Origin of the sequence: Xylanibacter brevis ATCC 19188 (genome assembly GCF_000621725.1) — a bacterium.
Classification (GTDB): Bacteria; Bacteroidota; Bacteroidia; order Bacteroidales; family Bacteroidaceae; genus Prevotella; species Prevotella brevis.
This window is the reverse complement of record NZ_JHXM01000011.1, coordinates 1-22,398: the sequence shown is the minus strand read 5'-3', so window position 1 is coordinate 22,398 and position 22,398 is coordinate 1. Positions and strand designations below refer to the sequence as shown.

The 22,398-nt window shown below is 50.0% G+C and carries 25 protein-coding genes; 7 read left to right on the top strand and 18 right to left on the bottom strand.

The window, feature by feature from the left end:
• Positions 1-14: 14 nt before the first annotated feature.
• The 8 genes from T433_RS0107250 to T433_RS0107215 form a co-directional block, all read right to left on the bottom strand.
• Positions 15-551, bottom strand: coding sequence for a F0F1 ATP synthase subunit delta (locus tag T433_RS0107250; protein ID WP_027450256.1), 537 nt, complete (start codon positions 549-551; stop codon positions 15-17).
• A 15-nt stretch (positions 552-566) separates the two neighbouring features.
• Entirely contained in the window at positions 567-1,079 is a 513-nt protein-coding gene (atpF, locus tag T433_RS0107245; RefSeq protein WP_044109437.1) for a F0F1 ATP synthase subunit B, read from the bottom strand.
• A 13-nt stretch (positions 1,080-1,092) separates the two neighbouring features.
• Positions 1,093-1,335 carry an ATP synthase F0 subunit C gene (gene atpE / locus T433_RS0107240; RefSeq protein ID WP_027450254.1) on the bottom strand — a complete coding sequence of 81 codons (243 nt, stop codon included), beginning with the start codon at positions 1,333-1,335 and terminating at the stop codon, positions 1,093-1,095.
• A gap of 56 nt (positions 1,336-1,391) precedes the next feature.
• The gene (gene atpB / locus T433_RS0107235) at positions 1,392-2,441 is read right to left on the bottom strand and encodes a F0F1 ATP synthase subunit A (protein ID WP_027455352.1); all 1,050 of its coding nucleotides are present in this window, start codon (positions 2,439-2,441) and stop codon (positions 1,392-1,394) included.
• Between the two features lie 23 nt (positions 2,442-2,464).
• Positions 2,465-2,854, bottom strand: a complete 390-nt coding sequence (locus tag T433_RS15905) for a hypothetical protein (RefSeq protein WP_027455351.1) — start codon at positions 2,852-2,854, stop codon at positions 2,465-2,467.
• Positions 2,851-3,102, bottom strand: a complete 252-nt coding sequence (gene atpC / locus T433_RS0107225; protein ID WP_027455350.1) for an ATP synthase F1 subunit epsilon — start codon at positions 3,100-3,102, stop codon at positions 2,851-2,853. Before atpC ends, T433_RS15905 begins: the two co-directional genes overlap by 4 nt.
• A 41-nt stretch (positions 3,103-3,143) precedes the next feature.
• The gene (atpD, locus tag T433_RS0107220) at positions 3,144-4,670 is read right to left on the bottom strand and encodes a F0F1 ATP synthase subunit beta (RefSeq protein ID WP_027450250.1); all 1,527 of its coding nucleotides are present in this window, start codon (positions 4,668-4,670) and stop codon (positions 3,144-3,146) included.
• Between the two features lie 174 nt (positions 4,671-4,844).
• On the bottom strand, positions 4,845-5,375 hold the full coding sequence (locus tag T433_RS0107215; RefSeq protein WP_027450249.1) for a 30S ribosomal protein S16: 531 nt from the start codon (positions 5,373-5,375) through the stop codon (positions 4,845-4,847).
• Positions 5,376-5,527: 152 nt separating this feature from the next.
• On the opposite strand from T433_RS0107215, the gene T433_RS0107210 reads away from it, so the two are divergent.
• Positions 5,528-6,430, top strand: coding sequence for a glycosyltransferase family 2 protein (locus T433_RS0107210; RefSeq protein WP_027455349.1), 903 nt, complete (start codon positions 5,528-5,530; stop codon positions 6,428-6,430).
• A gap of 4 nt (positions 6,431-6,434) precedes the next feature.
• Positions 6,435-6,755: an L-rhamnose mutarotase gene (gene rhaM / locus T433_RS0107205; protein ID WP_044109435.1), complete on the top strand. Its 321-nt coding sequence runs from the start codon at positions 6,435-6,437 to the stop codon at positions 6,753-6,755.
• Between the two features lie 37 nt (positions 6,756-6,792).
• On the opposite strand, the gene T433_RS0107200 is transcribed toward rhaM, so the two are convergent.
• Together T433_RS0107200 and T433_RS14920 are read right to left on the bottom strand one after the other, a co-directional pair.
• Positions 6,793-7,599: an ATPase gene (locus tag T433_RS0107200; RefSeq protein ID WP_027455348.1), complete on the bottom strand. Its 807-nt coding sequence runs from the start codon at positions 7,597-7,599 to the stop codon at positions 6,793-6,795.
• A gap of 8 nt (positions 7,600-7,607) precedes the next feature.
• Positions 7,608-8,615: an MltF family protein gene (locus tag T433_RS14920; RefSeq protein ID WP_052342134.1), complete on the bottom strand. Its 1,008-nt coding sequence runs from the start codon at positions 8,613-8,615 to the stop codon at positions 7,608-7,610.
• A 131-nt stretch (positions 8,616-8,746) separates the two neighbouring features.
• On the opposite strand from T433_RS14920, the gene hisG reads away from it, so the two are divergent.
• The 3 genes from hisG to hisC are packed head-to-tail and all read left to right on the top strand — an operon-like array spanning position 8,747 to position 11,983.
• Positions 8,747-9,598: an ATP phosphoribosyltransferase gene (hisG, locus tag T433_RS0107190; RefSeq protein ID WP_027455347.1), complete on the top strand. Its 852-nt coding sequence runs from the start codon at positions 8,747-8,749 to the stop codon at positions 9,596-9,598.
• 20 nt (positions 9,599-9,618) lie between these two features.
• The gene (hisD, locus tag T433_RS0107185; protein WP_027455346.1) at positions 9,619-10,902 is read left to right on the top strand and encodes a histidinol dehydrogenase; all 1,284 of its coding nucleotides are present in this window, start codon (positions 9,619-9,621) and stop codon (positions 10,900-10,902) included.
• Positions 10,903-10,945: 43 nt separating this feature from the next.
• Positions 10,946-11,983 carry a histidinol-phosphate transaminase gene (gene hisC / locus T433_RS0107180; RefSeq protein ID WP_027455345.1) on the top strand — a complete coding sequence of 346 codons (1,038 nt, stop codon included), beginning with the start codon at positions 10,946-10,948 and terminating at the stop codon, positions 11,981-11,983.
• Positions 11,984-11,986: 3 nt separating this feature from the next.
• On the opposite strand, the gene T433_RS0107175 is transcribed toward hisC, so the two are convergent.
• The 8 genes from T433_RS0107175 to T433_RS0107130 form a co-directional block, all read right to left on the bottom strand.
• A complete protein-coding gene (locus T433_RS0107175; RefSeq protein WP_027455344.1) occupies positions 11,987-12,403 on the bottom strand; it encodes a hypothetical protein in 417 nt (138 codons plus the stop codon).
• A 703-nt stretch (positions 12,404-13,106) separates the two neighbouring features.
• The gene (locus T433_RS17025; RefSeq protein ID WP_027455343.1) at positions 13,107-13,352 is read right to left on the bottom strand and encodes a hypothetical protein; all 246 of its coding nucleotides are present in this window, start codon (positions 13,350-13,352) and stop codon (positions 13,107-13,109) included.
• A gap of 79 nt (positions 13,353-13,431) precedes the next feature.
• The gene (locus tag T433_RS0107160) at positions 13,432-13,803 is read right to left on the bottom strand and encodes a hypothetical protein (RefSeq protein WP_027455342.1); all 372 of its coding nucleotides are present in this window, start codon (positions 13,801-13,803) and stop codon (positions 13,432-13,434) included.
• Positions 13,804-13,808: 5 nt separating this feature from the next.
• On the bottom strand, positions 13,809-16,037 hold the full coding sequence (locus T433_RS0107155) for a hypothetical protein (protein WP_027455341.1): 2,229 nt from the start codon (positions 16,035-16,037) through the stop codon (positions 13,809-13,811).
• 18 nt (positions 16,038-16,055) lie between these two features.
• Positions 16,056-16,427 (bottom strand): hypothetical protein, encoded by a 372-nt coding sequence (locus tag T433_RS0107150; protein WP_027455340.1) that lies wholly within the window; start codon positions 16,425-16,427, stop codon positions 16,056-16,058.
• Positions 16,428-16,618: 191 nt separating this feature from the next.
• Positions 16,619-16,915 carry a hypothetical protein gene (locus tag T433_RS0107145; protein ID WP_027455339.1) on the bottom strand — a complete coding sequence of 99 codons (297 nt, stop codon included), beginning with the start codon at positions 16,913-16,915 and terminating at the stop codon, positions 16,619-16,621.
• A gap of 346 nt (positions 16,916-17,261) precedes the next feature.
• Positions 17,262-17,747, bottom strand: coding sequence for a hypothetical protein (locus tag T433_RS0107135; protein WP_155808422.1), 486 nt, complete (start codon positions 17,745-17,747; stop codon positions 17,262-17,264).
• 9 nt (positions 17,748-17,756) lie between these two features.
• Complete coding sequence (locus T433_RS0107130; protein ID WP_155808421.1) at positions 17,757-18,767, bottom strand: hypothetical protein; 1,011 nt, start codon at positions 18,765-18,767, stop codon at positions 17,757-17,759.
• 416 nt (positions 18,768-19,183) lie between these two features.
• Between T433_RS0107130 and T433_RS0107120 the strand changes: the two genes are divergently transcribed.
• The gene (locus T433_RS0107120) at positions 19,184-21,241 is read left to right on the top strand and encodes a M13-type metalloendopeptidase (RefSeq protein WP_027455335.1); all 2,058 of its coding nucleotides are present in this window, start codon (positions 19,184-19,186) and stop codon (positions 21,239-21,241) included.
• 915 nt (positions 21,242-22,156) lie between these two features.
• A partial coding sequence (locus tag T433_RS0107110) for an HU family DNA-binding protein (protein WP_044109432.1) occupies positions 22,157-22,398 on the top strand: 242 nt, incomplete at its 3' end.

Below are 22,398 nucleotides of genomic sequence, written 5' to 3'. Positions count from 1 at the left end.
TTTGCGTGATAACGTTATTTCTTAAGTATGTTAAGAATGGAGTTGAGCTTAGTCTTCACGCTTGCATCCATGCGAAACGTGTCGTATTCCAATATGAAACCACCAATGATGTCGGGGTTCACCTCTGTTTCAAACTCCACTGTGCCTTGAGTTCGGCTCTCCACCATCTGGCGCATCTTCTGTTCCGTCTCAGCGGAAACGCGCGCGGCGGTGGTGAGTTTGCCACGAATGACATTCTTCTGCTTGCGGTAAAGCGTCATGTACGAGTAGGCCATAAACTGAATCATGCTTTCGCGGTCCTCCTTCAATACCAGGGATATGAAGGTTTGCATCAGCGGACAGGGCGTGCCACCAGTTGCTACCTCCAGCAACTTCTGCTTCTCGGACTTGTCCAGCATGGGGTTGTCGATGGTCTGTCGAAGCATGGGCACATCGGTATAGCTCTTAGCCAGTGTCATCATTTCCTGATACACCTGTGCTTCAAGCTGGGCATCCGTAGCACTCTTCAGCAGTGCCCTTGCATATCTCGTAGAGATTACTCCGATATCCATACGCGTTTACCTTAATTATTTAACAGTAGAGTCATCCAGCATGCGATCTATCAAATCCATCTGCGACTTATCGTCACGGAGGTTCTGACGGAGAACCTTTTCAGCGATGCCTACGCTGAGGGTTGCAACCTGCTGACGAATATCAGCGATGGCCGCCTTCTTCTCCTGCTCGATGGCAATCTTTGCTTCCTCCATCAAGCGGGCGCCCTCTAGCCTAGCCTTCTGCTGAGCCTGCTCGACGATAGCGTCGCGCGACTCGGCGGCCTCCTTCAGTATCTGAGCTTGCTTCTCGCGTGCCTCCTGCAAGATGGATTCACCTTCCTTCTCGATATTGGCCAAACGCTCCTGAGCCTCGTGTGCCTTGCGCAGACTGTCGTCTATAAATTTGTTTCGCTCGTCCACCATATTGATGATGGCGGGGAAACCAAACTTAGCAAGTACACCAAAGACCACCAAGAACGCCAGCAACATCCAGAACAGAAGTCCTAGATCTGGCGTCAGGATTGCTGGTAATTGAGTGAAATCCATTTGCTATACGGTTTTATTTGATCAAGAATGCACAAGCTGCAATTGCGAAAAGGGCACAACCCTCGACGAAGGCAGAGGTCAGAATCATCTGTGTGAAGATCTTACCAGAAGCCTCTGGCTGGCGAGCAATAGCGTCAACAGCGCTACCACCAATCTTACCAATACCCAAACCAGCACCAATCACTGCAATACCAGCACCAATACCGCAGCCCAGCTGAGCCAGACCTTCGGCCAATAATAATGATGTAATCATAATTTTAAAAGTTTTAAATTATTAATAATGTTTATATTTTCAATTCTTTATTGTTTTGTTTATTCTGCATGATGTTCCGGATGCGCCAAACCAATGAACACAGCGCTAAGCATCGTGAACACATAAGCCTGGACAAAGGCCACCAGGAGTTCTAGTGCATTCATGAATAGCAACATCAGGATGCTGAACAGATTAAGTCCGATGCCAAGACCAACACCCATTGTCCAACCCAGGAAGATGACGCAGCTGAAACTGAGTATCATAGCGTGACCTGCCATCATGTTGGCGAAAAGACGGATCATCAGCGCGAATGGCTTGGTGAACACACCAAACAACTCGATAGCTGGCATCAGGGGGATGGCCTTCAGAAACAGAGGCACTTCGGGCCAGAAAATTTCTTTCCAATACTCTTTATTACCAAAGAGATTGATAGCCAGGAACGTGCACAATGCAAAGAAGAACGTAATGTTGATATTGCCTGTGACATTCGATCCACCAGGGAAGACAGGAAGTAGTCCTAACAGGTTGGTGAACAGAATGAAAAAGAACACCGTCAGCAGATAGGGAGCGTATGGCTTATAGTGCTTCTCGCCGATGGATGACTTGATGACATCATCGTTAATCATCATCACCAGCATCTCGACAGCACCGACGAATCCGCCTGGAGCATTACTGGTTTTATCATGCTTCTTATACCACCTGGCACAACTGAGGAATACTACCAGCAGTAGTGCCACAACGATCCAGATCTGCATCACGTTGCGAGTGATGCTGAGGTCTAACGGACGTTCGGTGGTGCCGTCGGGCAGCTGCTCGTATATCTTGCCATGAGCTTCAGGGTTAAAGAAGAAGCCTGCCGGCAGAGAGTGCTCTGTGCAGAAATGCCACTCGCCAGTATGTGAACTCCTGATGATGATGGGCAGCGGAATGCTGATATGCTTACCCTCGTACGAAGCGATGTGCCACTCATAAGAGTCGGCCAAATGCTCCAAGACAATCTCTGAGATATTCAGAGGTTCTTCGGTCTTGGGCGTCTCTTCAGCCAGCAATGATGATAAAGGCAGGAGTGCTAACGCTATCAGGATAATTAATGACTTTAGTCGTTTCATTTAATTCTTTGTTTGTTAACTCGTTACGAACGGTTAGATACTCTCGAAAAGAAGATGCTGAAATGAATCAGCGTAACCAGATAATAGATGCCAAACACGCAGATAAACGTCTTCATATCAGGCTCATTGGCAGTCATGTAATAGATGCCTATCACGGCAAGAGCCATCATAAAACGAAATCCCGATGTTCCCGTATAGAACGAGGTCAGATAGTCGTGGTGTCTGGATGCGACCATATACCATATCCAACCACAAAGAAGATAGAAGAAAGAAGTGGCACAGATGCCAGCTACAGAGCCAACTAGGGTCGTAGGTGGTGCCAGCAGCAGGAATCCTGCAAATAGCACGCACTCTATGATGAGAAGCTGAATGCTGTAATGGATGGCTGTAGAAAACAACTTCTTCTCTATCATGCTTCGATTAATTCTATACAGAGGCTGACAACATTCTTCTGCACCTCGACAAAACCTCCAAAAATATCGAGAGTTCTCTTCTCGCCTCCTGGTAGTGTGTAAACCACCCTACCCTTGTCGAGCGAAGAGATGATAGGTGCGTGGTTGACCAAGATCTCAAATTGTCCGAGCGTTCCTGGTACGAGCACACTCTCTACATCGCCTTCAAACTCTATCTTTTCGGGAGAAACTATCTTAAGCTGCAACATAAATCATAGAACATTGAACGTTGAACATGTGCCATTAGGCATTAGGCCTTGGCTGCCTCCAGCAGTTTCTTGGCCTTAGCCTTAGCATCCTCGATAGTACCAACGTTGAGGAAGGCCTGCTCGGGCAGGTCATCGACCTCACCATCCAGAATGGCATTGAATCCCTTGATTGTTTCTTCGATGGGCACCATCACGCCTGGCAGACCAGTAAACTGTTCGGCAACAGAGAATGGCTGACTGAGGAAACGCTGAACGCGACGTGCGCGGTTCACAGTGAGTTTATCCTCATCAGAAAGCTCGTCCATACCCAGAATAGCAATAATGTCCTGCAACTCCTTGTAGCGCTGAAGAATCTCTTTCACGCGCTGCGCACAGTCATAGTGGGCCTTTCCTACTACGAGTGGGTCGAGAATACGTGAGGTAGAACCCAGTGGATCCACAGCAGGATAGATACCCAGCTCGGCAATCTTACGATCGAGCACGGTGGTTGCATCCAGATGGGTAAACGTAGTAGCAGGAGCAGGATCGGTCAAGTCGTCGGCAGGCACATAGACAGCCTGAACAGAGGTGATAGAACCAGACTTCGTAGAAGTGATACGCTCCTGCATAGCACCCATCTCAGAGGCCAGCGTCGGCTGATAACCTACGGCAGAAGGCATACGACCCAGCAGTGCAGATACCTCAGAACCAGCCTGTGTGAAACGGAAGATATTGTCGATAAAGAACAGGATATCGGCAGCGCCGCCGTCCTTACCGCCACCATCGCGGAAGCCCTCGGCTACGGTCAGACCTGAAAGGGCTACAGAAGCACGAGCACCAGGTGGCTCGTTCATCTGTCCATAAACGAGGGTTGCCTGACTCTTCTTCAGTTCCTCGGGGTCAACCAGCGACAGATCCCACTTACCCTGGGCCATTGCCTCTTTAAACTTATCGCCATAGCGGATAACGCCCGACTCAATCATCTCGCGAATCAGGTCGTTGCCCTCACGGGTGCGCTCGCCTACTCCGGCAAATACCGAGAAACCGTTGTGCCCCTTGGCAATATTGTTGATAAGCTCCATGATGAGCACCGTCTTACCTACACCAGCACCACCGAAAAGTCCGATCTTACCACCCTTCAGATAGGGCTCCAGCAGGTCGATCACTTTAATACCAGTGGCCAGCACCTCTTTGGTTGTGGAAAGCTCCTCAAACTTAGGCGCCTCGCGGTGGATGGGATATGCGCCCTGCATATCGAGTTGTTTCATACCGTCGATAGGCTGACCGATCACGTTCAGCATACGACCTTTAATCTGTTCGCCAGAGGGCATCACAATAGGTGTGCCCATGGGCTGTGCTTCAAGTCCACGCTGCAGTCCGTCCGTGTTGTCCATAGCCACACAGCGCACGGTATCCTCGCCAATGTGCTGTTGTACTTCGACAATCAGCTGATTGCCGTTAGGACGCTTAATAGTCAGAGCCTCGTGAATTTTAGGCAGCACTTTCTCTGCATCCAGGCCTTTGGTATCGAAATAAACGTCGATAACAGGACCAATGATCTGCGAGATGTGACCTGTAATTTGTGACATAAAGTAATATGTATTATTTTAAGTTTATATGTTGTCTGTTGATTTTTTCGCTTGCAAAGATAACAATTATTTTTTGAACGGCAAATCTTTAACAAAAAAACTTGTTAAACAATTAAAAAAGGTTGCAATCCCTTGAAAGGATCGCAACCTTAACCTTCATTTCAGCATAAAAGCTTATGCCTCTGCGGGAGCCTCTTCAGCTGCGGGAGCTGCCTCGGCCTGTGCTTCAGCGGCAGCAGCTTCAGCTGCAGCCTTCTTCTCAGCAACCTTCTGTGCAATAGCCTCGTTGGCCTTCTTCTCAGCCTCGAGAGCCTTTGCAGCAGCTTCTTTCTTTGCCTTAGCCTCTTCCTCGCGAACCTTGTCAAGGCCCTTCTGCTTGTCTGCCTTCCATGCATCGAACTTCTTCTGTGCAGCAGCCTCGTCGAAAGCGCCCTTCTTCACACCACCGCGGAGGTGCTTCATCAGGTAAACGCCCTCACCGCTGAGGATGTTGCGAACAGTATCGGTGGGCTGTGCGCCTACCTCTACCCAGTACAATGCACGCTCGAAATTCAAGTCTACTGTGGCGGGATTGGTGTTAGGATTGTAAGAACCAATCTTCTCAGTGAAACGACCATCACGTGGTGCACGAGCGTCAGCGATTACGATGCTATAGAAAGCATAACCTTTGCGACCACCGCGCTGCAATCTGATTTTTGTTGCCATGTTTTTTTTGTTTTGATTTAATTAATAATTTGAATTTCATGCTATTATCTCGTAATAGCGGGTGCAAAATTACTATTTTTTATCTATTCTCGCAAACTTTTTCTTTGATTTGTTGTTCATTTTATGGTTTTTTGTGTAATTTTGCTCAAGAAATGAGTAAAAACGAAATATCCATATTACTTCCTGTCTATAACGAGGCTTGTGTTGATATTGTGAGACGACTGGCTGCTATGTGTGAAAATGAGCGTGCCCGTCGTCCTGATTTTACGTACGAGATCCTTGTGGCCGACGATGCCTCCCCTCGTGTGTCGAGCATCGAGCAGAACAGGCAGATAAACACCATTCCCCACTGCACCTTTATTGAGAAAGAGCGCAATACGGGCAGTGCTGCCACGCGCAATTTTCTGGCCCAAAAGAGTCAGTATCAGTGGCTTTTGTTCTTGGATTGCGATATGCAGATAGTGAGTCAAGACTTTCTCGCCCGCTATCTCGACTGTGCGTCTGATGGCGTCGTCAATGGCGGCATCTGCATCAAAGAGGGAGATACGCAAAATCTGCGCTGTCTCTACGAGACCCATTGCGCCCCGATGCACCACTATACGAAGCGCAGCGAGCGTCCCTATCAGTCGTTTCGTTCCACCAACTTCATGATAGAGCGCTCGCTGATGATCAGTCATCCGTTTGACGAGCGCTTCAAGAAAAGCGGCTATGAAGATGTGATGTTTGGAAAGACGCTGAAAGAGCACCGCATCCGCATTTCGCATATCGACAACCCCTCCATGATGGTGGACTTCGAGAGCAATGCCTGCTATGTGGAAAAGATAGAGCGGAGTTTGCGCACCTTATATTCTTTTAGAGACGAACTGCGAGGCTATTCTCGCATGCTCACCATCGTCAACGGCATACACATTAAACAGGTGCTTACCCTCATTCGCTGTTGGCACCGCCTGTTTGGGGTGTTAGAGCGAAGAATACTATGCGGGAAGCATCCCGTTCTGGCTGTATTTAATCTATATCGACTAGGTTACTATATATCATTAACAAAAAACGACTAAAACAATGAGAAAAAGATTTGCTTTTAAGATGTTCCTCAAGAAGGGATTTGAGGAAGAGTATGCAAAACGTCACGCTGCCATCTGGCCCGAACTCAAGCAGATGATCAAGGAGCAGGGCGTGGAGAACTACAGTATCTACTGGGATAAGGACACCAACATCCTGTTTGCCTATCAGGAGTGCACCAAGGAAGGCAACTCGCAGGACACAGAGAACGTGGACCCCATCACACAGAAATGGTGGGACATGATGGCAGATATTATGGAGGTGAATCCAGATAACTCGCCTGTCACCATTCCCCTTCCTGAGCTATTCCATTTAGATTAACCCTCAACAGGGCTTAGTCTAACCCCTAAATCAGGACTTATACTAAACCATCTATAGGGCTACGCATGATTTTCCCCATGGCGTAGCCCTCTTTTTCTGCGGCTTCGCGCAATTGGGATTCATAATAGAAAGCGATGCTACCCACGGCCGACACAGGCAGGTCGCGCCTGTCGTAGGGGTTGATGTTGAAGCGGAAGAAATCGCTGAAATTATCTACGATGAGCTGATGCACTGCCTCTTCTGACTGGTGCTTGCTGATAAACGTCGATAAAGACGCCAGCCATCGGTTGGGCATCGGCTGCTTGTAAACCCGCGCTATGACGTCAGCCATCGTCATCTGCTGCGATAGCTCAAATTCGCGTTTCAGCTGTTCTGGCAGACGGTTCTTGTAGAGCGCGTTCAGGAAGCGCTTGCCCAGCACGGCCCCACTACCCTCGTCGCCCAGGATATATCCCAGTGCAGGCGTATTCGATACGATGGCGCGCCCGTCGTAGATGCAGGAATTAGACCCCGTGCCCAGGATGCAGGCAATGCCTTCTTGGTCGCCACACAGTGCCTTGGCAGCCCCCAGCAGGTCGTTGTGCGCCTCGATGAAGGTGGCGCTGGGGAACACCTTTCTCAGGGCCGCCGTCATCTTATCTTCCAACTCCTGGCGAACGCCACTTCCGTAAAAACAAATTTCCTGTATCTCGTAGTCCTTCACCTGTGGCAACAGCTCCTCCGACAGTATCTTTAGTATTGCTTCATCGTCTTGATGAAAGGGGTTGATTCCTTGGGTCTTAAAGCGAAGGCCGCCCATGGCCCAGTCCGTCTTGGTGCTGCCACTGTCTGCTACTAGTTTCATGTGATTATTCATCGGATAGAACGTCTATAAATTTGATATCTTTTTCTGATCTTATCTACGTATTCAGCAGTCTCCTGTCCGCGCATGTAGCCATAGTGCACCAGTGTGTCCTGGTAGTACTCCCTTTGGCTCAACTTCAGGATGTAAGGCTTTACGTCGTTCCACGCATGCGGGTTGCGCTTGTCTCTTGCAGCCAGTCGCATGGCGTCGCGCACATGGTTCATGCCGCCGTTATAGGCAGCCAGCGCCAGGTTCTGGCGCTCGTTTCTGTTGTGCACATCGCTGAGCATCGACTCCAGCTCGTGCAGAAAGCGCGTTGCGGCAGCGATGTTCTTCTCCGGATTAAACACCTGGTCTCTGGGCAATCCCAGATGGTCGGCCGTGCTGGGCATAATCTGCATGAGTCCCTTTGCGCCAGCCCACGACTGCGCCTTCTCGTCGAAGGTTGACTCCTGATAGCACTGCGCCGCCAGCAGTCGCCAGTCCCAGTTGCAGGTCTTGCTATAGCGCTTGAACAGGTGGTCGTAGCGCGAGATGACCCCCTTCGACAGCATTGGCGCATACACCCTGTGTCTCACCCTCGACTCGGTCAGCAGGCGATGCTCGTAGGCCCTCATGTTGCTCAGCATATCAGGCTTGTACCATTGTTCAAGTTCCTGTATCAGTTCAGGCTTGTTGTTGCCCACTCGCCATCCAAACAGCACCGAGTCGTTGTCGAAAGGATACACCGCGATGTCAGCTTCGTCGGCCTCCAGCCTGCCCATCATTTCCGCACTGTCGCGACACACCTCCATGCGCAGCTCAACGCCCAGATGCTTAGCCAGTTGCTCGCACAGCAGATAGTGTACGCCCAGATGATGACCGTGATAGTCGTAGTAAGTGTCAGGTCCGCTCATGGTCACGGCGATCAGCTCGCCCGTCTGCTCAATCTCAGAGAGGTCAAACAGGCTGTCGCTGTTCTCGTTCGTAGCCCAAGGCGGTGTTGTGTCTTTCTGTTGTTGACAAGCAGAAAGCATCCCAACGAGGAGTATAATTACACTAAAGAGTCTCAAACTATTTGAAATTTTGGTGCAAAATTATATATTTTATTGCATATTAGAAAAAAAAAGAGTAATTTTGCGAGCGATTTTTCAAGATAATTAGACTTATGCTAAGAATTGCAGTACAATCAAAAGGACGACTGTATGAAGATACCATGCAGTTGCTCAGTGAGGCAGACATCAAGGTTACTGCCAGTAAAAGAACACTGTTGGTTTCAGCTCAGAATTTTCCATTAGAGGTTTTGTATCTGCGAGATGACGATATTCCTCAGAGCGTGGCAACGGGTGTTGCCGATATCGGTGTCGTTGGTGAAAACGAATACCAAGAGCGCGGAGCCGAGGCCGACATTATCTCGCGATTAGGTTTCAGTCGTTGTCGTTTGTCGCTGGCCATTCCCAAAGACATCGACTATCAGGGATTAGAGTGGTTCAACGGAAAAACCATTGCCACCTCTTATCCAGTCATTTTGAATCGTTTTCTAGACGAGCATCATATCCATGCAGATGTACATGTTATCACAGGTAGTGTAGAGATCAGCCCGGGTATCGGATTGGCTGATGCCATCTTCGATATTGTAAGTTCAGGCTCAACGCTGGTCAGCAACAATCTTCGCGAAGTAGAGGTTGTGATGCAGAGTGAGGCTCTGCTCATCGGCCATCCAGGCATGAGCCAGGAGAAGCGCGACATCCTCAACCAGATGCTGTTCCGCTTTGAGGCTGTGAAACAGGCAGAAGACAAGAAGTACGTACGGATGAATGCTCCCAAGGCCAAGCTTGATGAAATCATCAATGTTCTGCCCGGACTCAAGAGCCCCACCATCATTCCTTTGGCCGACGAAGAGTGGTGCTCTGTTCACACCGTGCTCGACCAGAAGCGCTTCTGGGAGATTATCGGCCAGCTGAAAGACCTGGGTGCACAAGGCATCCTTGTCACTCCTATTGAGAAGATGATTCTTTGATTCCACAAACTAATCTTGTTATGAAGATTATACGTTATCCAAAGCGAGAACAGTGGGCAGAGATTTGTCAGCGCCCTCATCTCGACATGACCCAACTGCAAACCACCGTCAGCGGCGTGCTGGCCGATGTGCGCCAGCATGGCGACGAAGCCGTCAGGAAGTATGAGCAGCAGTTTGACCACGTAGCGCTGGCGTCGCTCGCAGTCACAGAGGCCGAGATCAACGAGGCCGAGACACAGGTCAGCGACGAGCTGAAACAGGCCATCAAGTTGGCTCATGAAAACATCTATAAGTTTCACGAAGCCCAGCAGTTCACCGGCCGTAAGATCACAACCCGCGAGGGCGTCGTCTGCTGGCAGAAGAGTGTAGCTATCGAGCGCGTCGGATTGTATATCCCTGGCGGCACGGCTCCCCTCTTCTCCACCGTTTTGATGCTGGCAGCACCCGCTAAGATTGCCGGTTGCAAAGAGATCGTGCTCTGTACGCCTCCCAACCGCGAAGGCAAGATAAACCCCTCTATACTTGTGGCTGCGCGCATTGCCGGCGTCAGCAAGATATTTAAAATAGGTGGTGTTCAAGCCATCGGTGCCATGGCCTATGGCACAGAGTCCGTGCCCAAGGTCTATAAGATTTTTGGTCCAGGCAATCAGTATGTGATGGCCGCCAAGCAGCAAGTGTCTATGGGCGATGTGGCCATCGATATGCCTGCCGGCCCCAGCGAGGTATGCGTGCTTGCCGACGAGCAGGCCAACGCATCTTTCGTGGCAGCCGATCTGCTTTCACAGGCCGAGCACGGCATCGACTCACAGGTGCTGATGGTCACCACCTCAGAAGCAATGCTCACCCAGGTGCAGCAAGAGGTGGAAAGACAGCTCGACCTGCTGCCCCGCAAAGAGATTGCCGCCCGTGCGCTGGAAAACAGCCGACTGGTGCTGGTGCAGACGTCAGACGAAATGATGGCACTCTCTAATGCCTATGCGCCCGAACATCTTATTATCCAAACCGCCAACTACGAGCAGATGGCCGAAAGTGTTGTCAATGCCGGCAGCGTGTTCCTGGGTCAGTATGCCTGCGAGAGTGCCGGCGACTATGCCAGCGGCACCAACCACACACTGCCCACTCACGGCTATGCCACCGCCTATAGCGGCGTGAATCTGGACAGCTATTGCCGTAAGATCACGTTCCAGCACCTGTCTGAGGAAGGTATCCGCCAGATAGGCCACGCCGTGGAGCTGATGGCAGAGGCCGAGCAGCTGGATGCTCACAAGAACGCCATGACCGTGAGACTGAACGCATTAAAGTAGAAGTATTTTTTTGTAGATTACAGAGGATAATACACATATCATTATGATAAGTCTTGAAAAACTTGCACGCCGCAACATCTGGAACCTGGCTCCATATAGCTGTGCAAGAAACGAATTTTCGGGCAAGAAGGCTTCCGTGTTTCTTGATGCCAACGAGAATCCCTACGGAGGTCCGCTCAATCGCTACCCCGACCCGCTGCAGATAGAGTTGAAAAACATCATCGAGAAGGTCAAGGGCATACCCGTGGACTATACCTTTCTGGGCAATGGCAGCGACGAAGCCATCGACCTGGTCTATCGCTGCTTCTGTGAGCCTAAGGAGGATAATGTGGTGGCTATCGAGCCCACCTACGGCATGTATAAAGTTTGTGCCGATATCAACGACGTAGCCTATCGCCCCGTGCTGCTCGACGAGAACTTCCAGATCTCGGCCGACGCCCTCCTGGCTGCCTGCGATGCCCATACCAAGGTCATCTGGATATGCAGTCCCAACAACCCCACGGGCAACGATATCAACCGCGACGAGATTGTCAAGGTGCTCACCTCGTTCGAGGGCATCGTGGTGGTCGACGAGGCCTATAGCGACTTCTCCCAGCAGCGTCCGCTGCGCTTCGAGTTGCCCCGCTACCCCAACCTCGTTGTGCTCAACACGCTCAGCAAGGCGTGGGCCTCTGCCGCCATCCGTCTGGGCATGGCTTTCGCCTCGCCCGAGATCATCGGCCTGTTCAACAAGGTGAAGTATCCCTACAACGTCAACCTCCTGACTCAAGAGCAGGCCATCAAGGTGCTTAGCGACCCCTACGAAGTGGATCGCTGGGTACAGCTGATCAAGAGCGAGCGCACGCGTGTGATAGAGGCCTTCCAGGCCCTGCCCCTTTGCGAGAAGATCTATCCCACCGATGCCAACTTCTTCCTGGCGCGTGTGGTCGATGCCCAGCGCATCTACGACTATCTGGTTGAGCAGGGCATCATTGTTCGCAACCGAACGCGCGTTCAGTTGTGCCAAAACTGCCTGCGCATCACTATCGGCAATCGTGATGAGAACAACGAGCTGATAGGTGCGCTGAGACAGTATTGCTAGAGATTATTTTATTTCCCACCCTTTCAACATGGCGAAAGTGTCGATGTCGGCGCTGTCGCCATTTTCATGTTTAGCCATCGCCAGAGCCAGAGCCATCCAGCGGGCGGGCTGGTCGCTGGGAATGCCCAGCGGCTCGTTGGCGTCGATGCCCGTCAGTCGGCTCACGTTGGCGATATAAGCCTCCGTATTGTTCTCGCCTGGCGGTGCCCACCGCCTGATGATGTTTCGGATGGTAAACAACCGATACGTGTGGTAGTACGTGCGCGTCAGCAGCACGAAGGCTGCGCGCCAGCCATACGCCATTGTTTCAAACTGACAGAACGCTGCATCTGTCTGCTGGGCACTTAAGCCCTGCCACTTATCCTTAGAACGACGGATGTTCAAAGGGTTATTATTTCTGATTCCTCTTGGTAAACTCATTTTGTTTAATGTTTATTGGTTATAGCCCTCCTACCGAATGAAGCCTGCTTCGCAGGGAAGGTATAGCTCGACGGCCGACAGGGGAAGTCAAATTTTTTCAACCTGTGCGGTTGTTTCCTTAGCTTGAACCTTGCGCAGCCACTCCCCTCCCCTACATGGGAGGGGAGCTTGTGAGCTTAGCCTGCTTCGCAGGGAAATTTTTCAAAATTAAAAACAAAATTATTCATTTTTATTTCTTCCTCGCAAGTAGAAAAAAAATAATCCTGTTTAATTTTGAATCAAATTTTATATAATTTCCCGCCGTAGGCGGCTCAAAGAAAGGGGGTTCTTTTCTTCTTGCTGGGCTCTCAAGCCCTGCCATTTGTCCTTAGACCGACGAATGTTCAAAGGATTATTATTTCTGATTCCTCTTGGTAAACTCATTTTGTTTAATGTTTATTGGTTATAGTCCTCCTACCGAATGAAGCCTGCTTCGCAGGGAAGGTATAGCTCGACGGTCGACAGGGGAAGTCAAATTTTTCAACCTGTGCGGTTGTTTCCTTAGCTTGAACCTTGCGCAGCCACTCCCCTCCCATGTAGGGGAGGGGTTGGGGGTGGGGTCAGTGTTGTTCTAACTGCCAATGGAGATACAGACCCCACCCCTGCCCCTCCCCTTGAAGGGAGGGGAGCTTGTGAGCTTAGCCTGCTTCGATAGTGCGGAAGGTTAGCCTGCTTCGCAGGGAAATTTTTCAAAATTAAAAACAAAATTATTCATTTTTATTTCTTCCTCGCAAGTAGAAAAAAAAATAATCCTGTTTAATTTTGTATCAAATTTTATATAATTTCCCGCCGCAGGCGGCTCAAAGAAGGGTGGCTTTTCTTCTTGCTGGGCACTCAAGCCCTGCCACTTATCCTTAGAACGACGGATGTTCAGTGGGTTGTTGTTTCTTAATCCTCGTGGTGTCATCATATGTTTTAAATCTTTGATTTTACTGTTTTTCAGTTTTGTTTATTTAATAACTGCAACGCTGCAACACTGCAACGGGTTGCTACTTTTTACGTTTCTTTTTGTTTACATTCAGCGGGGTGCTATGGGGGAATGCGATGCTATAGGCTGCGTCGAGGGCACAAAGGTCAACCTTTTTGTAGCTGATGCCCGTCTGGTGGGCTACGATAGCGCGCAGTAGCTCCCGATGTGGGCGCGGACAGAGCGATGGCAACGGGAGCTCATCCCAACCCGTCAGAAGGCTAAGTGTGCAGATTTGCCAGATAAAATCATCGGTAGCCTCACCGCCAAACCACGCCTTCAACACTCGCCTCACGCAGTATCGCTTGCATTGTCTGTAGAGCATCAGCCTTGTGCGCTCCAGCTGAAGCCAGAGCTGTACAAAGCATTTTTGGTTATTTTCAATGGTAATCATATTTTTCAACTATTAACTCCCTCAAACTTTTTCTTATATGCTTTTGTCTTGCAATATCGGCCCGAAACCTCATCGTAGTCGATGTAGCCGCGACTATGCCAGCAGCGCAGCGTGCTGTCGCCACTGCCCGTTTTTCCTTGCTGTGAGCGCATGTGGTGATACTCCTCTTTGGTGAATTCGTCTGGCAGTAGATCCAGCAGGTTCTGCGGGCCCGACTGACGCTGAATGTCCTGCTCTTCGCGCAATTCGTGCTCCAACTGCTGACCGAAGTACAGCATCTTGCACCACAGGTTGTATTGTTGGCTCCAACGCACAAAATCTGCAATCTCGCGAGACCACTTGCAGCCGTGAGCCACATAGAGCACCATCCCCTTCAGCCAGGCTATCACGTTGGCACGATAACTGAACACGCGGTAGGCATCGCTCTCGTAGAGTCTGGCCGTGTCCTTGTTCTCCTGCTTCATTTCCAGCGAAAGCTTCGTGGCTTGCGCACACTCGATGAGTCCGCTGGCAGCCTCCAAGCGGTCGATATAAGGTTTCAGCTCCTTGGCATACTTCTGGTCGTAGATGCCCAAAATGGGTGCTGTGTCATCGTCGTCGTCCGTTCGTATAATGGTCGATATATCCAATCGGCTCACCGTGCCGTCGTTCACCATTTTGTAGAAGAACTTACGTGCGTTGGGCGGTGTGGTCGAGGCATTGAAGTTCCACCTCAGCGGAGCAATACCCGATACCGAGTCGGCCCCCACGCGCTCCTGTCCGGCGTCGGCATTGTCAAAAGCCTTGCGAATCAAGAGTCCCACCTCGTCTGCCGTGCCCTTCGACGTCACCTTCTTCAGGGCTTCAATCTCGTCCACCATGGTGTAGATAAAGCGCTGTCCATTGTTGTTGGCATCCACAATGCGCTGGTTGAAGACGGCATCGGTCAGGTTGTCTATCAGCATTTGGATGCAGATATCCTTAGGTCGCGGGTCTTTCTTCTGTCTTGCTCCTGGGTTCTTTTGTTTCCATTCGGCCTCGCGCTGACGATTGGGTATGTCACGTTGGCGAATGCCCTCCATGATATACTCGATAGGCTTTTTAATAGTACCCTTACCGATGCTCTGTCTACCTATCAGTACGCTCATAAACGTGGGCTCGTGGTCTACGTTGTCCCAATACCTGAACTTCACACCATGCAGATGAACACCTAGTGCGGGGAACACCGCGCCCGCTACAGCAGGCTTGTAGAACCAGGGCACGTTTTTCGTCAGCAGTCGAATCAGTGGTGGCAACTTCTTCGGCATCGGTGGTGGGGCGGTCAGTGTGCCGCCACAGGCCTTCACGGCGGCCTGTGATTTCAGTGCCTGCAGCACCTGTTTCAATCGGTAAGGCATGCCCTTGCGGGGTTCTTTCAGAGCGTTCTCTATGGTCTTGTGCCACTCGGCTAAATCTTGTTGCGAGCAGGTTCCGTCGGGCCGATTCCAGTAGTTGGGCACCACCGTCAGCATCTTCTGCATTGAGTATCCGCAGATGCTACGTATTGTGACGGCCAACTCAAAGGTGAGTGCGTTGCGGTCGCCATCGGTGGGCTCTTTGCCGTCGTTGAACAATTGCCAGTATTTCTCAATGATGTCGCTGAACAACACCCCGTTGTACATCGCTTCGGGGTCGTGTACTATCTGCTGACTGCAGCACTGCAACGCTGCAACGCCTTCCCTCGGTTCGTGACATTCTGCTGGCGTAGCATCAAAGATGGCGTCGTCCAGAAACAGCAGCTCGTCGGCATCGGCCGTTGTAGTAAAGAACACGCGTGTGATGTCTTTGGCGTTGTCGTCATAGGCCACGCCCAGCAGTTCGCTGGCCCAGCGCAAGTTCTCCTCTTGCGAGAGGTCTTCACGGCGGCGGAACACCAGGTGGTAGCCAGCACCTCGGGCACTCTTCTCCAACATCAAGAGCCCCAGTTCGTCTTTCTTGCCGAGCATGTGGGTCAGCAAGGTCTGCATCTTCTCTATGCCGACGTGGTCTATGTCCATGCCCACGGTGGTGCTCATTGTGGTAGAGCCTTTCAGCGTGCCGTCGGCGTTGGGCAGACACGAGTAGTTCATTTGCACCAGGCGGCACTTTTTGCTGTCGTCGCCACCGCGCACCGCCTTGACGATGGACTGCTGTTCGCCACCGTTGCGCAGTGCCAGATACTCCTCTCTTTGGCGGACGGGGCGCATCATCTTCGCCCCATCCTTATAATAAATCATGTGTACACTCATGGCCGTTTAGTTGCAGATTAGTTCTCGAATTACCTTCTGAGCTATTGTACTTGCCTGGCGTACCAGCTGTTCTGGAAGTTCTGCGATACGCTCCTCGTCCATGGCGAAGAAGAAATAGTACTTGCCGTCCTTGCCGCGTGTGAACGATGCGTTGTCGTCGCGGTATATTGGCTTGTTCTTCATGCGCTTGGGCTTCTGCTGCATATAGATGTTGCCATCGCGCATCGCCTGCACACTGAAAATTCCCGAGAACGCCTCCAGTTCCACATCCTCGCAGCACAGAAAGTCTGCCGTCTTGAGTCCGCTCTCCAACATGCCCAAGGTCATCAGACCATCAAGCGTCACCTGTCTGTCTTTAGAAATAATAATCTTTTCCATAAGAATTTCTGAATTTGATAAGCGAGAAGAAGTTTCAGATTCTTTGGCCATTTACTCGAGAATATCCTCCTCACTTCAACTCAGAAAGACCCCCTCCCAGCCTCCCCCTGAATGGGGAGGAATAGTTAGTTGGTCTAATTAATAATTATTATGTATGAATTGTTTATTGAAGGTCTAATCACTCCCCTCCATTACAGGGAGGGGCGGGGGGAGAGTCGTTCAATATCAGTAGCAAGAATTTCTTGGAACATCTGCCCCTGATACTCGTGTGTAGAGAAACGAAGGGTGGCCGCAACCACATCACCCTCGTAGAACCTGCACGCCGCCAGATTGCCCAGCATGGCGCACACATACTCGTTTTCAAACTTCGAGCCACCCAGCTCGCGCAACACAATGTTGCACTTCTGAATGCTGCCCGACTCCTGTTTAGAACTCTGTACGCTAAAGGCCTCGCCCTGGCGTACCACTTTCAAAATTTTTGTTTCCATAATTTGTTTGTTTTACGTCGCATCCTTCATACGACCTTTAAAGTTTATTCTTTTTGTTTGTCTATCTATGCTGTATCAATAAGTCAAAGACCGCATCAGCGAGTGAAGAGCGAAAGCTTGCTTTCTGGCTCTTCCGAGCGCTCAAGGTTTTCGAGCGAAAGCTCAAAGAGCGCGTTTTCTTGTCTTTCGACGCTGCAAAGTTAGGCACAAAAAAGGGGCTGAAAAAAGATATGGATTAGAAGTCCAAAGGGTGGAAACCTTTAGAAACTCATTGAAACTTTTAGAAACTAAAACTAGAAACTTTCGGCCTTAGAAAGCTTAGAAAAAGGCATAAAAAAAGGAGAATCTAAAAGACTCTCCTGTTCCAGTTCTGTCTGGATTTATCGTATAACCCTTCATCATAGAGTATAGCCCAGAGTTCCCCCTTTCTACTATACCCGTAATCTGAAATCCGTTTGTCCTGCACCCAGCGGTTCACAAGGTCGGTGATATCGTTAGCAGGCATACCGTTTATCTCCTTAAGGAATTGTCTCACGTTCTCCTCGTTATTATAGAAAATGGGGCTCAGTTTTTCCTCCACGCTCATGCCAGGCTCAATATATTCCCCATGGTCAGTAAGCAGCAGCTGTTCCTCTTGCCCTCTCTCATTATATCTATCCTCTTGCCCTTTTTCTCCTGCCCCTTGCTCCTTCTTACTAGGATAGGCATACTCGCGATATATGGCCTCTTCGCCTTCCAGCCGTATATCCCTGTCATCACTGGGCATAGTGTTAGCCCCTCTATGCTCTTCATATCGGGCAAATCTACCCGTCATCGTTATCTTTCGTCCCATCGTCCTTTGTTATTGATGATTCTCTATATACGAGGCATTCTGTCCCGTCATAATCACATTCACGTGCTGCCTGTCGGCCTCCTCCCTTTCCTTGGCCTGTTTCGTCAGATCTATGGCCTTTTTCATTTCCACGAAGGCAATGCCCGAGACGAAGCACCACAACACCTCACGAGGAATATGCTTATAAAAAAGTTTCGACACGAAATGCTGTCGGTCGCGCAGCCATTCGTAATACATGCAGTCAGGAAACAGTTTTAGTTCCTCCTCCACCTTTTCCGCATCATACTGGTGCTGGTGTACCATCAGACTCTTTCGCATCTCTTCTGAAGCAATGACCCTTGTCCAGAAGTCCAGCACACAACCGCCCGACGTCTCTCGTCCCGTGCGTCCGCTCATCATATTCAGCTCATCGGCCAGTGTCTGAAGCGACTGTATTTTCGTGTCGCGAAGGCGTGTCAACAGACTGCGTCTATAGTCGTTAGTCTCGCTGGAGATGTCGTAAATGGACTCATGCGTAAAGCGCTCCAGCAGCAATATGAAGTTATGCAAATCGTCCTTACTCCAGTCGTGCTGCTCATAAAGGCGGTCGTCTATCTCGTCCATCATGTAATCCAGCGCATCCAGTTCCTCAGGGAAGTCGAGCATCGGTCCGCTGTACGTCCATTCCGTGAAAGGCTTCTGCGGATATAACTCTACGGCTGGGGTATAGTCATCAGGAACCATGCACTCAAAGATGGCACAAGGATGTTCTATGTTGGAAGACACGATTGTTCCTCGAAGCGACTTACGCCCTGTAGCCTGCAAAGCACCCCATGCCGCCGACAGTTCTGCAGAAGACACGAAGCCCACATGCCTGCCCTCCCAGTCGTAGGCACGAATGGCATGTACATCCACCTCGTTATTCCTCTGTGGTCTCAGCGTCATGCCATGCCCAGGAGCGTCAGAGAGAAACTCGCTGACGTGCCCCTCAATATTCTTTCGGTAAGGGAATCCTACAATGTGAAGTTTTAGGGATTGCATCAATTATTATCGCTATTCTGAATCTCAGTCAATATCTATAGTTTCGTTTTTTTTGGCCTGCAAAATTACAAAAAAATCCATACTTCTCCAAGCCTTTTTCCATAAGACTTTGCAGTCCCTTTTAAGTTTTCACGTTTGATGCCAATTCCACTGTCTCTATCACTTGGTATAGTTTCACCTATCATTGAACGGATCAAGTGCCTGTACCGATGATTCTAAAAAATATTCCGCCAAAAGCGCTGATTTTCTCAGATTTTTGTTGTATCTTTGCCATTGATAATTTTTGCTTGTCTTGATTTGCAGCACTAAGGTAAGTGAAAAATCTGACATAGCAAAATCCTGAGCAATATTTTGTTACCCAGGAACTTATAAAGGAAGTTAAACTAAAATGCTGCGGAATTAAGGTTCGTTACAATATGAAAAGAATCATGAAATGGGTGCTCGCCGCCACCCTCGTTTGCGGCGCAAGTGTATTCACATCGTGTGTTGACAATTCAATAGACAACCCGGTAGTGCCAGACCACTTCATCAACGAGGCATTGATGGACAAGACCGTCAAGCCCGGCGACGACTTCTACATGTATGCCCTGGGCACCTGGTTCAATTCACATAAAGAGGGCGACCCGGGGTACATGGAGTATTACGATTCAATAAACACCAATGAGGTTGAAAAGAGCCTGTTTGCCTCCGACAACCCCCTGGCCCGGCACCTCGTGCGGAATATTGAGGCTCCTGCGCCATCATTGAATGAAGACGTGAAGGCCGTACTCGACTATCTGGACATCCAGAAGCCGACGGGAATCGGCATGCTGCTGACCGAAATCGGCAAACTGCAGGACAAGGGGCTGAATCCCATATTCTCGAAAAAAGTGGATATACATATGCAATCCCACTCCTGCCAGGAAATAGTGAGCAGAGGCATCCAGACACAATTGGTAGAAGCTTTGCTGGGAACTAAAATGACAGACTTGCTGAAATCATCGTACATCAAGAACATACTGACGACCATCGACAACGTGGCAGATCCGGAGCGCACGAAGGCGGCAGGCTATGAGGCGGAACTCGAGGAGCGCGTCAGCGCGATTCTCGCCGAGGAGCAATTGATTTATGCGACAGCCCATGGTGGCGGCGATACCTCCGACTCAGACCGTCAGAGCTTGTGGAACGTGCGCGACATACCTGACTACACCGAGGCCGGCAGCTTCGCGCGGAGTCGTGCCACACTTGCCGGGGGCGGCGTCGAAGACGAAGTCACCCGGGAGACGCTGTGGGAAGCATTCCATCCGATGGCTGGTGCAATCTTCGACGAATCACCCGCCTTCAAGAAATATATGGAACAGAAAGGCGGCATCACGACCGTGCTGAAGACGATGGACAACTGCTACGACTACCTGAGATACTATGCCGTCATGAGCGTATTCAGCTACATGAAGGCTACTTATGCCGGTAAAAGCGAAGGAGCCGTCAAGAGTGAAATCGTAGCGACATTGAAACAGACAAGCCCCTTCCTGATGAACAAGTTGAGTGCGGACGTACTACGGAAGATGGGGCAAGCCGGGGCAGACCGCTGCCTGACGATGCTGGAGAAACTGCGCACCTTGTTCCGACAGCGCATCGAAACGCTCGACTGGCTGAGCGACGCCACGCGCCAGGAGGCACTGAAGAAACTGGAGGCCATGCAGTTCTTTGTCGGCGTGCCCGACAACCTTAGCGAAGGCGAGTTCACCCTCGACGAGGGGAACACGCTGGTCGAGGACGCCCTGTCCATCATAGCGCAGAATGAAGCCATCAGGCATAACATGTGCGGAAAAGTTGAGCAGCATGTCCGCGCCATCATCGACTATGAAAGCGATTATAGCGTACGGAACGCCTCTTATGCTCCCGATATGAACTGTCTGATCATCTTGCCGCAATTCATCAGTGAAGGCTTGTTCCCTGCCGATGATGAATACACCCAGTACGTTGCCGCTACAGTCTTCGCCCACGAGATGACCCACGGCTTCGATGACAATGGGGCAAAGTATGACGAACGGGGATACCTGAGAAACTGGTGGTCATCAGAATCCAAAGCGAAGTTCGAGGCCAAGCAGCAGGAGATGATTGCGCTCTACAACCGTATGGAGGCCTACCCCGGACAGCCGGCCGATGGCAAAAAGACGCTGGGGGAGAACATGGCCGACTACGGCGGCATGACGCTGGCCTACTCACTCTTCAAGCAGAAGAAAATGGATGAGGGGCTTCAGGGGGCTGCCCTCGACTATGCCTGCCAGGAGTTCTTCCTGCACTATGCAAAACTGTGGCTGGAATATCCCACCCTTGCCAAAAAGAAGGTGTTGTACCTGACTGACGTCCATTCAATCCCCCAAAACCGCGTCAATGTCATCGTGACACTCTTCGACGACTGGTACAGACTCTTCAACGTGACTGACGGGAAACTCTATCTCGCACCAGAGAAGCGCGTGCAGATCTGGTGATATATATTTCATAACAGAGGGACGGTTCTTTTGTTATCGTGCTGTGATAACGAAAGAACCGTCCCCGTGTATGTTCCGAAGTCCTAAGTGTGAGTCTATCACAGAGGACAGAATAGAGTCGAATTTGTCCAAAACGAAAAATATTCCGCCAAAAGCGGTGATTTTCTCAGATTATATTTGTACTTTTACCATGTCATTGATGATTTTGCTTGTCTTGATTATCAGTATAATAAACAGTAATTAACAAAACAGTAACAAATCAAGGCTCTGAGGGAGTCAACACTATACAGGAAAAGACACACCGCAAACCCTGAATATGATTGAACAGCTTTCCGCGGAGCCTATTCAACAAAAACAAGGGTTAAGAGAGAATTATTCAACTTCTGCCAGGGATAAGGATTAAGGCCCGTACAGACATTCAATCTATGGCAGAGTTAAGTTAAAAACCATTCCGCTCGGCTTTCTTGCCGCTTGGCTCGTCCAAGAACTTTTTCTAGGGAAGTACACTCGTGTTGCAGCGTTGCAGCGTTGCAGTTATAAAAACAAATACTGTATATATCAAAATTTAACTCTATATTTATATATAAATATAGAAGTATTTTTCGAGTATATACACTCCCTTTCGAGAACTGCAACACTGCAACAGTGCAGCGCTTTTGTACTACCCTAGAAAAGTTGCCCTCCCCATATTTTTTTTCGATTTCTTGCCCAAGTATTCGTAAACCGCAAAACCAGTGTTGTATCTTTGCATCGTGAATTAAAACATCACACACCCCCACTCCGCCAAAGGGCGCCGGCTGAGAGATGAAAGTGGCGCTATCAGGGCCCAAAAGCACCACTTCTGCAGGCCAAGAGTAACGAGACAAAAAAACGCCCAAAGGCGGAAGTATTAACCATTAAAAACACACACAAATTATGCGATTCAAAAAGTATCAGAACGTAGTGAAAAACTCAAAGATGTTTGGCAAGTGGTACGCACGTGCCGTGGTGAGCGAGACCGTGACCACCGACCAGCTGGCAGACGAGATCCAGCGCAACGCATCTGTCAAGAAATCTGACGTGAAGGCCGTGCTCTGCGAGCTGAGCGAGGTGATGAACCAGAAGCTCATTCAGGGTGGTCGCGTGGTGCTCGACGGCATCGGTGCCTTCAAGGTGAC

Bases quoted from the DNA above. Each gene is read 5' to 3' on its own strand.
- T433_RS0107215 (WP_027450249.1), bottom strand. From the start codon at position 5,375: ATGGCAACAAAAATCAGATTGCAGCGCGGTGGTCGCAAAGGTTATGCT.
- atpB (WP_027455352.1), bottom strand. From the start codon at position 2,441: ATGAAACGACTAAAGTCATTAATTATCCTGATAGCGTTAGCACTCCTG.
- rhaM (WP_044109435.1), top strand. From the start codon at position 6,435: ATGAGAAAAAGATTTGCTTTTAAGATGTTCCTCAAGAAGGGATTTGAG.
- atpC (WP_027455350.1), bottom strand. From the start codon at position 3,102: ATGTTGCAGCTTAAGATAGTTTCTCCCGAAAAGATAGAGTTTGAAGGC.
- T433_RS14920 (WP_052342134.1), bottom strand. From the start codon at position 8,615: ATGCTTTCTGCTTGTCAACAACAGAAAGACACAACACCGCCTTGGGCT.
- T433_RS0107200 (WP_027455348.1), bottom strand. From the start codon at position 7,599: ATGAAACTAGTAGCAGACAGTGGCAGCACCAAGACGGACTGGGCCATG.
- T433_RS17025 (WP_027455343.1), bottom strand. From the start codon at position 13,352: ATGATGACACCACGAGGATTAAGAAACAACAACCCACTGAACATCCGT.
- T433_RS0107160 (WP_027455342.1), bottom strand. From the start codon at position 13,803: ATGATTACCATTGAAAATAACCAAAAATGCTTTGTACAGCTCTGGCTT.
- T433_RS0107150 (WP_027455340.1), bottom strand. From the start codon at position 16,427: ATGGAAAAGATTATTATTTCTAAAGACAGACAGGTGACGCTTGATGGT.
- T433_RS0107120 (WP_027455335.1), top strand. From the start codon at position 19,184: ATGAAAAGAATCATGAAATGGGTGCTCGCCGCCACCCTCGTTTGCGGC.
- T433_RS0107135 (WP_155808422.1), bottom strand. From the start codon at position 17,747: ATGGGACGAAAGATAACGATGACGGGTAGATTTGCCCGATATGAAGAG.
- T433_RS0107250 (WP_027450256.1), bottom strand. From the start codon at position 551: ATGGATATCGGAGTAATCTCTACGAGATATGCAAGGGCACTGCTGAAG.
- atpF (WP_044109437.1), bottom strand. From the start codon at position 1,079: ATGGATTTCACTCAATTACCAGCAATCCTGACGCCAGATCTAGGACTT.
- T433_RS0107210 (WP_027455349.1), top strand. From the start codon at position 5,528: ATGAGTAAAAACGAAATATCCATATTACTTCCTGTCTATAACGAGGCT.
- T433_RS0107155 (WP_027455341.1), bottom strand. From the start codon at position 16,037: ATGATTTATTATAAGGATGGGGCGAAGATGATGCGCCCCGTCCGCCAA.
- T433_RS0107130 (WP_155808421.1), bottom strand. From the start codon at position 18,767: ATGCAATCCCTAAAACTTCACATTGTAGGATTCCCTTACCGAAAGAAT.
- T433_RS0107145 (WP_027455339.1), bottom strand. From the start codon at position 16,915: ATGGAAACAAAAATTTTGAAAGTGGTACGCCAGGGCGAGGCCTTTAGC.
- hisD (WP_027455346.1), top strand. From the start codon at position 9,619: ATGAAGATTATACGTTATCCAAAGCGAGAACAGTGGGCAGAGATTTGT.
- hisC (WP_027455345.1), top strand. From the start codon at position 10,946: ATGATAAGTCTTGAAAAACTTGCACGCCGCAACATCTGGAACCTGGCT.
- hisG (WP_027455347.1), top strand. From the start codon at position 8,747: ATGCTAAGAATTGCAGTACAATCAAAAGGACGACTGTATGAAGATACC.
- T433_RS0107175 (WP_027455344.1), bottom strand. From the start codon at position 12,403: ATGAGTTTACCAAGAGGAATCAGAAATAATAACCCTTTGAACATCCGT.
- atpD (WP_027450250.1), bottom strand. From the start codon at position 4,670: ATGTCACAAATTACAGGTCACATCTCGCAGATCATTGGTCCTGTTATC.
- T433_RS15905 (WP_027455351.1), bottom strand. From the start codon at position 2,854: ATGATAGAGAAGAAGTTGTTTTCTACAGCCATCCATTACAGCATTCAG.